At 64.0% G+C, this 14,982-nt stretch carries 8 protein-coding genes; all 8 read left to right on the top strand.

The annotated features are described in order from the left end of the window. The first annotated feature begins 206 nt into the window (after window positions 1–206). The 8 genes from rpoB to rplC all read left to right on the top strand — a co-directional run bounded on the left by rpoB (window position 207) and on the right by rplC (window position 14,978). Window positions 207–4,394 (top strand): DNA-directed RNA polymerase subunit beta, encoded by a 4,188-nt coding sequence (gene rpoB / locus AC3IRM_RS12750; protein ID WP_489203480.1) that lies wholly within the window; start codon window positions 207–209, stop codon window positions 4,392–4,394. Between the two features lie 88 nt (window positions 4,395–4,482). Beyond that, window positions 4,483–8,757 (top strand): DNA-directed RNA polymerase subunit beta', encoded by a 4,275-nt coding sequence (rpoC, locus tag AC3IRM_RS12745; RefSeq protein WP_489203479.1) that lies wholly within the window; start codon window positions 4,483–4,485, stop codon window positions 8,755–8,757. 256 nt (window positions 8,758–9,013) lie between these two features. Beyond that, window positions 9,014–9,388, top strand: coding sequence for a 30S ribosomal protein S12 (rpsL, locus tag AC3IRM_RS12740; RefSeq protein ID WP_101924969.1), 375 nt, complete (start codon window positions 9,014–9,016; stop codon window positions 9,386–9,388). Between the two features lie 10 nt (window positions 9,389–9,398). Then, window positions 9,399–9,866 (top strand): 30S ribosomal protein S7, encoded by a 468-nt coding sequence (gene rpsG / locus AC3IRM_RS12735; protein ID WP_232115252.1) that lies wholly within the window; start codon window positions 9,399–9,401, stop codon window positions 9,864–9,866. 183 nt (window positions 9,867–10,049) lie between these two features. After that, window positions 10,050–12,176 (top strand): elongation factor G, encoded by a 2,127-nt coding sequence (gene fusA, locus AC3IRM_RS12730; RefSeq protein WP_489203478.1) that lies wholly within the window; start codon window positions 10,050–10,052, stop codon window positions 12,174–12,176. A 94-nt stretch (window positions 12,177–12,270) separates the two neighbouring features. Next, window positions 12,271–13,461: an elongation factor Tu gene (tuf, locus tag AC3IRM_RS12725; protein WP_489203477.1), complete on the top strand. Its 1,191-nt coding sequence runs from the start codon at window positions 12,271–12,273 to the stop codon at window positions 13,459–13,461. Between the two features lie 541 nt (window positions 13,462–14,002). Continuing rightward, window positions 14,003–14,314, top strand: coding sequence for a 30S ribosomal protein S10 (gene rpsJ, locus AC3IRM_RS12720; RefSeq protein ID WP_047137645.1), 312 nt, complete (start codon window positions 14,003–14,005; stop codon window positions 14,312–14,314). Between the two features lie 10 nt (window positions 14,315–14,324). Then, window positions 14,325–14,978, top strand: a complete 654-nt coding sequence (gene rplC / locus AC3IRM_RS12715) for a 50S ribosomal protein L3 (protein ID WP_310150803.1) — start codon at window positions 14,325–14,327, stop codon at window positions 14,976–14,978. The last annotated feature ends 4 nt before the right edge of the window (window positions 14,979–14,982 follow it).

Below are 14,982 nucleotides of genomic sequence, written 5' to 3'. Positions count from 1 at the left end.
CAGGGCCGGGGGCGAAAGCTCCCGGCCCTTGGTCGTTCCTGAAATCGGGCGACCGAGCGAACACGCAACACGACAACTGACGCAGTTGTCAGTGGGTAGTAGCGGGAGATGGCGTGCTGGTGCCGGCAATACCAGCGACTACCCAGTGACAGCTCCATGTACCGGATCGCACGTCGATCCCATCCGATCCAACGAGGCGTACTTCCATGACGACGTCCCAGCTCCCGTCGAGCCAGCAGCAGACCTACTCGTTCACCGAGAAGAAGCGCATCCGCAAGAACTTCGGCAAGCGCCGCGAGATTCTCGAGGTGCCGTTCCTGCTGGCCATCCAGGTCGATTCCTACCGCGAATTCCTGCAGGCCGACCGCGATCCCACCAAGCGTGAGGACCGTGGCCTGCATGCCGCGCTGAAGTCGGTGTTCCCGATCGTCAGCTACAACGGCTACGCCGCACTCGAATACGTCGGCTACAAGCTCGGCGAGCCCGTGTTCGACGAGCGCGAATGCCGCAACCGTGGCCTGAGCTACGGCGCCCCGCTGCGCGTGACCGTGCGCCTGGTGATCTACGACCGCGAGTCGTCGCAGAAGGCCATCAAGTACGTGAAGGAGCAGGAGGTCTACATGGGCGAGATTCCGCTCATGACCGAGAACGGCACCTTCATCATCAACGGCACCGAGCGCGTCATCGTCTCGCAGCTGCACCGCTCGCCGGGCGTGTTCTTCGACCACGACCGCGGCAAGACGCACAGCTCGGGCAAGCTGCTCTACAGCGCCCGCATCATTCCGTACCGCGGTTCCTGGCTCGACTTCGAGTTCGACCCGAAGGACGCGCTGTTCACCCGTATCGACCGCCGTCGCAAGCTGCCGGTGTCGGTGCTGCTGCGCGCGCTCGGCTACAACAACGAAGAGATGCTCAACGAGTTCTTCGACATCAACAGCTACCACATCCTGCCGGAAGGCGAGGGCGTGCAGCTGGAGCTGGTGTCGGAGCGTCTGCGTGGTGAAACGCTGAACTTCGACCTGCTCGACGGCGAGAAGGTCATCGTCGAAGCCGGCAAGCGCATCACCGCGCGTCACGTCAAGCAGCTCGAGGCCGCCGGCATCACCGCGCTGGCCGTGCCGGACGACTACATGGTCGGCCAGATCCTGTCGCACGACGTGATCGACCCGGCGACCGGTGAGCTGGTCGCGACCGCGAACGACGAGATCACGCTCGAGACCCTCGAGGCGCTGCGCAAGGCGTCGATCGAGACCATCGGCACGATCTGGGTCAACGATCTCGATCGCGGTCCGTACCTGTCGAACACCCTGCGCATCGACTCGACCAAGACGCAGCTCGACGCGCTGGTCGAGATCTACCGCATGATGCGTCCCGGCGAGCCGCCGACCAAGGACGCCGCGCAGAACCTGTTCCACAATCTGTTCTTCACGTTCGAGCGCTACGACGTCTCCGGCGTCGGCCGCATGAAGTTCAACCGTCGCCTGGGCCGCAAGGAAACCGAAGGCGCGTCGGTGCTTTACGACGCGAAGTACTTCGCCGAGCGCAAGGACGAGGATTCGGTGCGCCTGCGCGGCGAGTTCGGCCAGACGTCCGACATCCTCGATGTCATCCGCGTGCTGACCGAGATCCGCAACGGTCGCGGCGTCGTCGACGACATCGACCACCTCGGCAACCGCCGCGTGCGTTCGGTCGGTGAAATGGCCGAGAACGTGTTCCGCGTGGGCCTGGTCCGCGTCGAGCGCGCCGTGCGCGAGCGCCTGACGATGGCCGAGGCCGATGGCCTGACCCCGCAGGAGCTGATCAACGCCAAGCCAGTCGCGGCGGCGGTCAAGGAATTCTTCGGCTCCTCGCAGCTGTCGCAGTTCATGGACCAGAACAACCCGCTGTCGGAAGTCACGCACAAGCGTCGCGTCTCGGCCCTGGGGCCCGGCGGTCTGACCCGCGAGCGCGCCGGCTTCGAAGTGCGCGACGTGCATCCCACGCATTACGGCCGCGTCTGCACCATCGAAACGCCGGAAGGCCCGAACATCGGTCTGATCAACTCGCTGGCGACGTTCGCGCGCACCAACCGGTACGGCTTCCTTGAGACCCCGTACCGCAAGGTCATCGACAGCCGCGTCACCGACGACATCGAATACCTGTCGGCGATCGAAGAGAACGACTACGTCATCGCACAGGCCAATGCCGTCCAGGACGACAAGGGCACGATGACGCAGCAGTTCGTCGACTGCCGCTTCCAGGGCGAGTCGCTGCTCAAGCCGCCGGCGGAAATCCATTACATGGACGTCTCGCCGATGCAGACCGTGTCGGTCGCTGCCGCGCTCGTGCCGTTCCTCGAGCACGATGACGCGAACCGCGCACTGATGGGCGCCAACATGCAGCGCCAGGCCGTGCCGACGCTGCGTGCGCAGAAGCCGCTGGTCGGTACCGGTATCGAGCGCGCCGTGGCGCGCGACTCGGGCGTGACCGTGAACGCCCGCCGTGGCGGCGTGATCGAGCAGATCGACGCCGGCCGCGTCGTGGTCAAGGTGCATGAAGAAGAGATCTCCGGCGAGCACGATGCCGGCGTCGACATCTACAACCTGATCAAGTACACGCGTTCCAACCAGAACACCTGCATCAACCAGCGTCCGCTGGTCGTCGTCGGTGACGTGGTCGCGCGCGGCGACGTGCTGGCCGACGGTCCCTCGACCGACATCGGCGAGCTGGCGCTGGGTCAGAACATGCTCGTCGCGTTCATGCCGTGGAACGGCTACAACTTCGAAGACTCGATCCTGCTGTCGGAGCGCGTCGTCAAGGAAGACCGTTACACGACGATCCACATCGAGGAAATGACCGCGGTCGCCCGCGACACGAAGCTGGGACCGGAGGAAATCTCCGCAGACATCCCGAACGTGTCCGAGAACGCGCTCAACCGTCTCGACGAATCCGGCGTGGTGTACATCGGTGCGGAAGTCCGCGCCGGCGACATCCTGGTCGGCAAGGTCACGCCGAAGGGCGAGAGCCAGCTGACCCCGGAAGAGAAGCTGCTGCGTGCGATCTTCGGTGAGAAGGCGTCCGACGTGAAGGACAGCTCGTTGCGCGTGCCGCCGGGCATGGACGGCACCGTCATCGACGTGCAGGTCTTCACCCGCGACGGCATCGAGAAGGACAAGCGCGCCAAGCAGATCGAAGAGTCCGAGATCAAGCGCGTCAAGAAGGACTTCGACGACCAGTTCCGCATCCTCGAAAGCGCGATCTATGCGCGTCTGCGTTCGCAGATCCAGGGCAAGGTCGCCAATGGCGGTCCGGGCCTGAAGAAGGGCGACACGGTCAGCTCGCTGGTGCTCGACGGCCTGAAGAAGTCCGACTGGTTCCAGATCCGCATGAAGGACGAGGACGCAGCCGACGCGATCGAACGTGCGCAGAAGCAGATCGACGCGCACCAGAAGGAGTTCGAGAAGCGCTTCGCCGACAAGCGCGGCAAGATCACCCAGGGCGACGACCTCGCACCGGGCGTGCTGAAGATGGTCAAGGTCTACTTGGCCGTGAAGCGTCGCATCCAGCCGGGCGACAAGATGGCCGGCCGCCACGGCAACAAGGGTGTCGTGTCGACCATCGTGCCTGTGCAGGACATGCCGCACATGGCCAACGGCAACACGGTCGACATCGTGTTGAACCCGCTGGGCGTGCCGTCACGTATGAACATCGGCCAGATTCTCGAAGTGCATCTGGGCCTTGCGGCCAAGGGGCTCGGCGAGAAGATCCAGCGGATGCTCGACGCGCAGGCCAAGGTGACCGAGCTGCGCAGCTTCCTCGACCAGATCTACAACCACGACAAGGCGACGTTCGCACAGCGCGTCGACCTGTCGCAGTTCAGTGACGAGGAACTGCTGAAGCTGGCCGGCAATCTGACCGACGGTGTGCCGATGGCCACCCCGGTGTTCGACGGCGCGGCGGAGTCGGAGATCAAGGCGATGCTTGAACTGGCGGACATGCCGACCAGTGGTCAGCACCGTCTGTTCGACGGCCGCACCGGCGAGGCGTTCGAGCGTGAAGTGACCGTGGGCTACATGCACATGCTCAAGCTCAACCACCTGGTGGACGACAAGATGCACGCGCGTTCGACCGGTCCGTACTCGCTCGTCACCCAGCAGCCGCTGGGCGGCAAGGCGCAGTTCGGCGGCCAGCGCTTCGGCGAAATGGAAGTCTGGGCGCTGGAAGCCTACGGCGCGGCCTACACCCTGCAGGAAATGCTGACGGTGAAGTCCGACGACGTGCAGGGCCGCAACCAGATGTACAAGAACATCGTCGACGGCGAACACGAGATGGTCGCGGGCATGCCCGAGTCCTTCAACGTGCTGGTCAAGGAAATCCGTTCGCTGGCGATCAACATGGAGCTGGAGGAGCACTGAGGCAGGACGTCCGACGCGCGGCGCGTGAGCGTGCCGCGCGCGACACCGATCCAACACTGCCCAGGTTCCCCTTTCCCGGAGTAAAGACATGAAAGACCTGCTCAATCTCTTCAACCAGCCGCGCCAGATTCCGGACTTCGATGCGATCAAGATCGCGCTCGCCAGCCCGGACCTGATCCGTTCGTGGTCGTTCGGCGAAGTGAAGAAGCCCGAGACCATCAACTACCGCACGTTCAAGCCCGAGCGTGACGGCCTGTTCTGCGCCGCGATTTTCGGTCCGATCAAGGACTACGAGTGCCTGTGCGGCAAGTACAAGCGCATGAAGCACCGCGGCGTTGTGTGCGAGAAGTGCGGCACCGAAGTCACGCTGGCCAAGGTGCGCCGCGAGCGCATGGGTCACATCGACCTGGCCTCGCCGGTCGCGCACATCTGGTTCCTCAAGTCGCTGCCCAGCCGCATCGGCCTGATGCTGGACATGACCCTGCGTGACATCGAACGCATCCTGTACTTCGAAGCGTTCGTCGTGACCGAGCCGGGCCTGACCCCGCTCGAGCGCAGCCAGCTGCTCAACGAAGAGCAGTACATGCAGATGCGCCAGGAACACGGCGACGACTTCGACGCCGCAATGGGCGCCGAGGCGGTCTATGACCTGCTGCGCACGATCGACCTACAGGCCGAAATGGTCCGCCTGAAGGAAGAGATCGCCGCTACGGGTTCGGAAACCAAGCTCAAGCGTCTGACCAAGCGGATCAAGCTGGTCGAGGCCTTCATCGAGTCGGGCAACCGTCCCGAGTGGATGATCATGACCGTGCTGCCGGTGCTGCCGCCGGACCTGCGTCCGCTGGTCCCGCTGGACGGTGGCCGCTTCGCGACCTCGGATCTCAACGATCTGTACCGCCGCGTCATCAACCGCAACAACCGCCTGCGTCGCCTGCTCGAACTCAATGCGCCCGACATCATCGTGCGCAACGAGAAGCGCATGCTCCAGGAATCGGTCGATGCGTTGATGGACAACGGCCGTCGTGGCCGTGCGATCACCGGTACCAACAAGCGCCCGCTCAAGTCGCTCGCCGACATGATCAAGGGCAAGCAGGGCCGCTTCCGCCAGAACTTGCTGGGCAAGCGCGTCGACTACTCGGGCCGTTCGGTCATCGTGGTCGGCCCGACGCTGCGCCTGCACGAGTGCGGCCTGCCGAAGAAGATGGCGCTCGAGCTGTTCAAGCCCTTCATCTTCGCCAAGCTGCAGCGCCGTGGCCTCGCCACGACGATCAAGGCCGCCAAGAAGCTCGTCGAGCGCGAAGAGGCCGAGGTGTGGGACATCCTCGAAGAGGTGATCCGCGAGCACCCGGTGCTGCTCAACCGCGCGCCGACGCTGCACCGTCTGGGCATCCAGGCGTTCGAGCCGGTGCTGATTGAAGGCAAGGCGATCCAGCTGCATCCGCTGGTCTGTACCGCGTTCAACGCCGACTTCGACGGTGACCAGATGGCGGTCCACGTGCCGCTGTCGCTGGAAGCCCAGCTCGAAGCGCGTGCCCTGATGATGGCGTCGAACAACATCCTCTCGCCCGCCAACGGCGAGCCGATCATCGTGCCGTCGCAAGACGTCGTGCTCGGTCTGTACTACATGACGCGCGCCCTGGAGAACATCCCGGGCGAAGGCATGATCTTCGCGAACATCGCCGAAGTGCGGCGTGCGTTCGACAACAAGGCCGCCGGCCTGCACGCGAAGATCAAGGTCCGCATCAAGCAGACCGTGATCAGCGAGGACGGCTCGCGTGAGCAGGTGACCTCGATCGTCGATACGAGCGTGGGTCGTGCACTGCTGCTTGAGATCATGCCCGAGGGCCTGCCGTTCGAACTGGCCAACGTCGAGCTCAACAAGAAGAACATCTCGCGCCTGATCAACGCCTGCTACCGCCGTCTGGGTCTCAAGGACACGGTCGTGTTCGCCGACAAGCTGATGTACACCGGCTTCGGCAACGCGACGCGTGCGGGCGTGTCGATCGGCATCAACGACATGACCATCCCGACCGAGAAGGCCGGCATCCTGGTCGAGGCCGAGGCCGAGGTGCTGGAAATCCAGCAGCAGTACCAGTCGGGCCTGGTCACCGCCGGCGAGCGCTACAACAAGGTCGTCGACATCTGGTCGCGCACGAACGAGCGCATCGCCAAGGCGATGATGGACACCATCGGTACCGAGAAGGTGCTCAATGCCAAGGGCGAGACCATCGATCAGAAGTCGATGAACTCGCTTTACATCATGGCCGACTCCGGTGCGCGTGGTTCGCAGGCGCAGATTCGTCAGCTGGCCGGTATGCGCGGCCTGATGGCCAAGCCGGACGGCTCGATCATCGAGACGCCGATCATCGCGAACTTCCGCGAAGGCCTGAACGTCCAGGAATACTTCAACTCCACCCACGGTGCCCGTAAGGGTCTGGCCGATACCGCGCTCAAGACCGCGAACTCCGGTTACCTGACCCGTCGTCTCGTCGACGTGGCGCAGGACGTGGTGATCACCGAAGTCGACTGCGGCACGATGGACGGTCTGACCATGACCCCGATCGTCGAAGGCGGCGATGTGGTCGAGCCCTTGCGCGACCGCGTGCTGGGTCGTGTCGTGGCCGAGGACGTGTTCCTGCCGGGCAACGACGAGGATCCGATCGTCACCCGCAACACGCTGCTCGACGAGCAGTGGGTGCAGCGCCTCGAAGAGGCTGGTGTGCAGTCGATCCAGGTCCGTTCGACCATCACCTGCGAAGCCGGCTTCGGCGTCTGCGCCAGCTGCTACGGCCGTGACCTCGGCCGCGGCCACCTGGTCAACCAGGGCGAGGCCGTCGGCGTCGTCGCTGCGCAGTCGATCGGCGAGCCCGGCACGCAGCTGACCATGCGTACGTTCCACATCGGTGGTGCGGCGTCGCGTGCGGCCGCCATCGACAACGTGACGGTCAAGACCACCGGCTCGATCAAGTTCAACAACCTCAAGCACGTCAAGCACGAGAGCGGCAACCTGGTCGCGGTCTCGCGCTCGGGTGAACTCTCGGTGCTCGACGGCCACGGCCGCGAGCGCGAGCGTTACAAGCTGCCCTACGGCGCGACCATCACCGTCAACGACGGCGATGCGATCAAGGCCGGCCAGACCGTCTCGAACTGGGATCCGCATAACCACCCGATCGTGTCGGAAGTCGCGGGCTTCATCCGCTTCGTGGACTTCGTCGACGGCATCACCGTCATCGAGAAGACCGACGACCTGACCGGCCTGGCGTCGCGCGAGATCACCGATCCCAAGCGTCGCGGCTCGATGGGCAAGGATCTGCGTCCGATCGTCCGCATCGTCGATGACAAGGGCAACGACCTCAACATTCCGGGCACCGACCTGCCGGCGCAGTACCTGCTGCCGCCGCGCTCGATCGTCAACCTGCAGGACGGCGACCCCGTCGGCGTGGGCGACGTGGTGACCAAGGTGCCGCAGGAAGCGTCGAAGACCCGCGACATCACCGGTGGTCTGCCGCGCGTGGCCGACCTGTTCGAAGCGCGCAAGCCGAAGGACCAGGCGATCCTCGCCGAGATCTCCGGCATCGTCAGCTTCGGCAAGGACACCAAGGGCAAGCAGCGTCTGATCATCAAGGGCACCGACGGTGTCGATCACGAAGAGCTGATCCCGAAGTACCGCCAGATCATCGTGTTCGAAGGCGAGCACGTGGAGAAGGGCGAAACGGTCGTCGACGGCGAGCCGGGTCCGCAGGACATCCTGCGTCTGAAGGGCGTCGAGGAACTCGCGTCCTATCTGACCAAGGAAATCCAGGACGTCTACCGCCTGCAGGGCGTGAAGATCAACGACAAGCACATCGAGGTGATCGTTCGCCAGATGCTGCGCAAGGTCGAGATCACCGATCAGGGCGACAGCCGCTTCCTCAACGGTGAGCAGGTCGAGCGTCAGCGCGTGATCGAGGACAACGTCAAGCATCTCGCCAAGAACGAGTTGCCGGCGAAGTTCGATCCGGTCCTGCTGGGTATCACCAAGGCATCGCTGGCCACAGAGTCGTTCATCTCGGCCGCGTCGTTCCAGGAGACCACCCGCGTGCTCACCGAGGCGGCCGTCCGCGGCACGCGCGACAGCCTGCGCGGTCTGAAGGAAAACGTGATCGTGGGTCGTCTGATCCCGGCCGGTACCGGTCTGGCGTACCACGCCCGTCGTCGTCGCGCCGCTTCCGGCCTGACCGACTCGGAAATGGACGCACTGTCGGGCAGCAGCACGGCAAAGGCCGAAGCCGAAGTCGTCGCTGCACCGGCTGCGCCGGAGCAGGTGATGCTCGAAGATGCACCGGTGACGCCGACGGCTGACAACGACGGCGAAGCACGCTAAGATTGCACCCAATTTGGTGGCCCCTCGTGGGCCACCCAGACTCCGAAAAGAGGCGCAGGACGCGGCTCGTATTCGGTCCAGGATGGACGGGAGACGTTGTATGCCGGGTTGCGCCCCTCGTGGGCGCGCCAGCGGCGGTATGACCCGCGTTGACGGTACCCGTCAGCGCGGGCTATACTTTTTCGTCTGACAGGCGGCCTTACCGTCTGTCTTCGTTTTCACCGGGCTCCGGCCCGAACCAAAGACCCGAGACCTGATGGCAACGATCAACCAGCTGGTGCGGAAGCCGCGCAGCCCCGAAACCTACAAGAGCACTTCGCCCGCACTGGCGAACTGCCCGCAGCGCCGTGGCGTCTGCACCCGCGTGTACACCACGACCCCGAAGAAGCCGAACTCCGCGCTTCGCAAGGTCGCCAAGGTGCGCCTGACCAACGGTTACGAAGTGATTTCGTACATCGGCGGCGAAGGCCACAACCTGCAGGAGCACAGCGTGGTGCTGATCCGCGGCGGTCGCGTCAAGGACCTCCCGGGCGTGCGTTACCACACCGTGCGCGGTTCGCTCGACGCCTCCGGCGTGGCGAAGCGCAAGCAGAGCCGTTCGAAGTACGGCACCAAGCGTCCGAAGGGCTGAGGAATAGACAATGTCGCGTAAAGGAAATACCCCGCAGCGTTCCGTGCTGCCCGACCCGAAGCACCACAGCGACACGATCGCGCGCTTCATCAACATGGTCATGAAGAGTGGCAAGAAGTCGATCGCTGAAAAGATCGTCTACGGCGCCATGGACGTCATCAGCGAGAAGAACGGCAACCCGCTCGAGCTCGTCGAGAAGGCGCTGGGCAACATCTCGCCGGCCGTCGAAGTGAAGTCGCGCCGCGTCGGTGGTGCCACGTACCAGGTGCCGGTCGAAGTGCGCGCCTCGCGTCGCATGGCACTGGCAATGCGCTGGCTGATCGAGTCGGCGCGCAAGCGCGGCGAGAACACCATGCCGCGCAAGTTGGCTGCCGAGCTGATCGACGCGTCCGAAAACCGTGGTGGCGCGATCAAGAAGCGCGAAGAAACCCACCGCATGGCCGACGCCAACAAGGCGTTCGCGCACTACCGCTGGTAAGCGGCTCCCGCGGGTCCCGGTTGATTCCGGGGCCCGTCGGCACCATCCAGGTGCCTCCAGGCGGTCACAGACCGCACGCAGGATCCGAAGGCCGCCGCAAGGCGGCATTCGTCCATTCAAGCGATTCCATCGCGAAGGCACCGTGTTCCAGCGGGACTTCGCCATTCAATACGAGAAACCGACGTGGCTCGCACGACACCCATCGAACGCTACCGCAACTTCGGCATCATGGCCCACATCGATGCCGGCAAGACCACGACCTCCGAGCGCATCCTGTTCTACACCGGCGTCAGCCACAAGATCGGTGAAGTGCACGATGGCGCCGCCACCATGGACTGGATGGAGCAGGAGCAGGAACGCGGCATCACCATCACCTCGGCGGCCACCACGGCGTTCTGGAAGGGCATGGACAAGTCGCTGCCCGAGCACCGCTTCAACATCATCGACACCCCCGGCCACGTCGACTTCACGATCGAAGTCGAGCGCAGCCTGCGCGTGCTCGACGGCGCGGTGTTCGTGCTGTGCGCGGTCGGTGGCGTGCAGCCGCAGTCCGAGACCGTGTGGCGCCAGGCCAACAAGTATTCGGTGCCGCGCCTCGCGTTCGTCAACAAGATGGATCGCACCGGTGCGAACTTCAACAAGGTCGTCGACCAGCTGAAGGCGCGTCTCGGCGCGTACGCCGTGCCGATGCAGGTGCCGATCGGCGCCGAGGAAGGTTTCGAGGGCGTTGTCGATCTGCTCAAGATGAAGGCGATCCATTGGGACACCGCTTCGCAGGGCACGACGTTCGAGTACCGCGACATTCCGGCGAACCTGCTCGACGAGTCCAATGACGCGCGTGCGTTCATGGTCGAAGCTGCGGCCGAAGCCAACGAAGCGTTGATGGACAAGTACCTCAACGAAGGCGAGCTGACCGAAGAAGAAATCATCTCCGGCTTGCGCGAGCGCACCCTGAAGGTCGAGATCGTGCCGGTGTTCTGCGGCACGGCGTTCAAGAACAAGGGCGTCCAGGCGATGCTCGATGGCGTGATCCAGTTGCTGCCGTCGCCGTCAGACCGTCCGCCGGTGCAGGGCATCGACGACGACGAGAAGGAAGACACCCGGACCGCCGACGACAAGGCGCCGTTCTCGGCGCTGGCGTTCAAGATCATGACGGATCCGTTCGTGGGTTCGCTGACGTTCTTCCGCGTCTACTCGGGCGTGCTCAATGCCGGCGACCAGGTGTACAACCCGGTCAAGTCGAAGAAGGAGCGCGTGGGTCGCATCCTGCAGATGCACTCCAACAACCGCGAAGAGATCAAGGAAGTACGGGCGGGCGACATCGCCGCGGCTGTCGGCCTGAAGGACGTGACCACCGGCGACACGCTGTGCGCGCAGGATCACATCATCACGCTCGAGCGCATGATCTTCCCGGAGCCCGTCATCTCGATGGCGGTCGAACCGAAGACCAAGTCGGACCAGGAGAAGATGGGCCTCGCGCTCGGTCGCCTGGCGCAGGAAGATCCGTCCTTCCGCGTGCGTACCGACGAGGAATCCGGCCAGACGATCATCGCCGGCATGGGCGAGCTGCACCTGGACATCATCGTCGACCGCATGAAGCGCGAGTTCAACGTCGAGGCCAATGTCGGCAAGCCGCAGGTCGCGTATCGCGAAACGATCCGCACCAGCGACGTGAAGTCGGACTACAAGCATGCCAAGCAGTCTGGTGGTAAGGGTCAGTACGGTCACGTCGTGATCGAGCTCTCGCCGCTGACCGCTGAGGATCGTGCTGATCCGAAGCTGGCTGGCGACATCAAGGACGATTTCCTCTTCATCAACGACATCACCGGTGGCGTGATTCCGAAGGAATTCATCCCGTCGGTCGAGAAGGGCATCCGCGAGACGATCACCAGTGGTCCGATCGCCGGCTTCCCGGTCGTGGGCGTCAAGGTCAAGTTGGTGTTCGGCTCGTACCACGACGTCGACTCGTCGGAAATGGCGTTCAAGCTCGCGTCGTCGATGGCGTTCAAGCAGGGCTTCGTGAAGGCGAGCCCGGTGCTGCTCGAGCCGATGATGAAGGTCGAGATCGTCAGCCCCGAGGATTACCTCGGCGACGTGATGGGCGACGTCAGCCGTCGTCGCGGCATCCTGCAGGGCCAGGACGACAGCCCGTCGGGCAAGATCATCAACGCGATGATCCCGCTGGGTGAAATGTTCGGCTATGCGACGACGCTGCGCTCGATGTCCCAGGGCCGCGCGACGTTCTCGATGGAGTTCGATCACTACGCGGAAGCGCCGACGAACATCGCCGAGACCGTGATCAAGAAGTAATCCCTCGGGATTGGAGTCCGGCGCCGCCATGCGGTGCCGGAATTCCGGATCCCAGTTTCCAATCCCGAATCAATAGATAGAAAGGTGAATCACCATGGCAAAGGGTAAGTTCGAGCGCACCAAGCCCCACGTGAACGTGGGCACGATTGGTCACGTTGACCACGGCAAGACGACGCTGACCGCGGCGCTGACGAAGATCGGTGCGGAGCGTTTCGGCGGCGAGTTCAAGGGCTACGACCAGATCGACGCGGCGCCGGAAGAGAAGGCGCGCGGCATCACGATCTCGACGGCGCACGTGGAATACGAATCGGCCGTGCGTCACTACGCACACGTCGATTGCCCGGGTCACGCCGACTACGTCAAGAACATGATCACCGGCGCTGCGCAGATGGACGGCGCGATCCTGGTGTGTTCGGCCGCTGACGGCCCGATGCCGCAGACCCGCGAGCACATCCTGCTCTCGCGTCAGGTCGGCGTGCCGCACATCGTCGTGTTCCTGAACAAGGCCGACATGGTCGACGACGCCGAGCTGCTCGAGCTGGTCGAGATGGAAGTGCGCGAGCTGCTGTCGAAGTACGACTTCCCGGGCGACGACACCCCGATCATCCACGGCTCGGCCCGTCTGGCGCTGGAAGGCGACCAGAGCGACATCGGCGTGCCGTCGATCCTGAAGCTGGTCGACGCCCTCGACACCTTCATCCCGGAGCCGGAGCGCGACGTCGACAAGGCATTCCTGATGCCGGTCGAAGACGTGTTCTCGATCTCGGGCCGCGGCACGGTCGTGACCGGTCGTATCGAGCGCGGCATCATCAAGGTCGGCGAAGAAATCGAAATCGTCGGTATCCGTCCGGTGCAGAAGACGACCGTCACGGGCGTCGAGATGTTCCGCAAGCTGCTCGACCAGGGCCAGGCGGGCGACAACGCCGGTCTGCTGCTGCGCGGCACCAAGCGTGACGACGTCGAGCGTGGCCAGGTGCTGGCCAAGCCGGGTTCGATCAAGCCGCACACCGAGTTCGAAGCCGAAGTCTATGTCCTGTCGAAGGACGAGGGTGGCCGTCACACGCCGTTCTTCAAGGGCTACCGTCCGCAGTTCTACTTCCGCACGACCGACATCACGGGTGCGTGTGAACTGCCGGAAGGCACCGAGATGGTGATGCCGGGCGACAACGTGAAGATGGTGGTCACGCTGATCAACCCGGTGGCGATGGACGAAGGCCTGCGCTTCGCGATCCGCGAAGGCGGTCGTACCGTCGGCGCCGGCGTGGTGGCCAAGATCATCAAGTGACGTATTGGCCCGAGCGCGCCTAGCGCGCTCGGCTGCCAAGACGTCATCCCCGCGAAAGCGGGGATCCAGCGGCTTCCAGGCTTTCATGCGGATGTCGGCGGTAGAAGTCTCTGGATCCCCGCTTTTTAGGGAATGACGATCAAAAAACGGACCGGTCCAGCCGATCCGTCCGGTTCTCGAAGGGCAGGGCTTGCGCCCGCCCCTCGATGCCCGCTATGATGCAAGACCCTCGCGGACAGGCCTTCTTCGGATGTCCGCGAAATCGCGAAATGAGGTGCAGGATGCCCTCGTCTTCGCCAGACACGGAAATGTCGCGAGGCTGTGCTCCACCCGTTCCGGAAATGTCCGGAGCACGAAGGGATGGAGCGGATCACCGCGTCTGAATTTCTGTGGTCTGGGCGGATCGGGAAACCGGTCTGCCTTTTGTTTTACAGGGAACGGCCCCGGGGCGCGGGTGAATGCCTCGGACAGCCACGAATCAATGGGGTTCTGCGCACCCAGCCGCAGGCCCGTCGCTCTTTCAACCAAGGATATTTCCGTCATGACGGACCAAAAAATCCGGATCCGCCTCAAGGCATTCGATCACCGCCTGATCGATCGCTCGGCAAGCGAGATCGTCGAGACCGCGAAGCGTACCGGTGCACAGGTGCGCGGCCCGATCCCGCTGCCGACCAAGATCGAGCGTTACACCATCCTGACGTCGCCGCACGTCGACAAGGATGCGCGTGACCAGTACGAGACCCGCACGCACAAGCGTGTGCTGGATATCGTCGACCCGAACGACAAGACCGTTGACGCGCTGATGAAGCTTGAGCTTGCAGCCGGCGTCGACGTCCAGATCAAGCTGACCTGAGGACCGCACCATGACCGCGAAGATTCATTCGTTGGGCATCGTCGGCCGCAAGGCCGGCATGAGCCGAGTGTTCACCGAAGACGGCAAGTCCGTGCCGGTGACGCTGATCGAGGCGACCCCCAACCGTATTACCCAGATCAAGACCGTGGACACCGACGGCTACAGCGCCGTGCAGGTCACCGCGGGCGTCAAGCGTGCATCGCTGCTCAACAAGCCGGAAACCGGTCACCTCGCCAAGGCGAAGGTCGAAGCCGGTCGTGGTCTGTGGGAACTCCGCGTGGCCGACGACAAGATCGCCGACTTCAATGTCGGTGGCGAGATCAAGGCCGACATCTTCGAAGTGGGCCAGATCGTCGACGTCCAGGGCGTCACGAAGGGCAAGGGCTTCCAGGGCACGATCAAGCGCTGGAACTTCAAGATGGGCGACGCGACGCACGGTAACTCGCTGTCGCACCGCCAGCCGGGTTCGCTCGGTCAGCGCCAGACGCCGGGTCGCGTGTTTCCGGGCAAGAAGATGTCCGGTCACATGGGTGCCGACGTGCAGACCACGCAGCGCCTGCAGATCGTGCAGGTCGACGCCGAGCGCGGCCTGATCGCCGTCAAGGGCGCCGTACCTGGCGCGCCGGGTGGCGACGTGATCGTGCGTCCGTCGAGCAAGGCATAAGGAG

It is taken from the genome of Luteimonas sp. KH_071 (genome assembly GCF_057838005.1).
Note: the sequence above shows the minus strand (reverse complement) of the source record. Positions and strands in the feature narration are given on the sequence as shown.

Coding starts and splice junctions, on each gene's coding strand:
- rpsG (WP_232115252.1), top strand. CDS start 9,399: ATGTCGCGTAAAGGAAATACCCCGCAGCGTTCCGTGCTGCCCGACCCG.
- rpoB (WP_489203480.1), top strand. CDS start 207: ATGACGACGTCCCAGCTCCCGTCGAGCCAGCAGCAGACCTACTCGTTC.
- tuf (WP_489203477.1), top strand. CDS start 12,271: ATGGCAAAGGGTAAGTTCGAGCGCACCAAGCCCCACGTGAACGTGGGC.
- rplC (WP_310150803.1), top strand. CDS start 14,325: ATGACCGCGAAGATTCATTCGTTGGGCATCGTCGGCCGCAAGGCCGGC.
- rpsJ (WP_047137645.1), top strand. CDS start 14,003: ATGACGGACCAAAAAATCCGGATCCGCCTCAAGGCATTCGATCACCGC.
- rpsL (WP_101924969.1), top strand. CDS start 9,014: ATGGCAACGATCAACCAGCTGGTGCGGAAGCCGCGCAGCCCCGAAACC.
- rpoC (WP_489203479.1), top strand. CDS start 4,483: ATGAAAGACCTGCTCAATCTCTTCAACCAGCCGCGCCAGATTCCGGAC.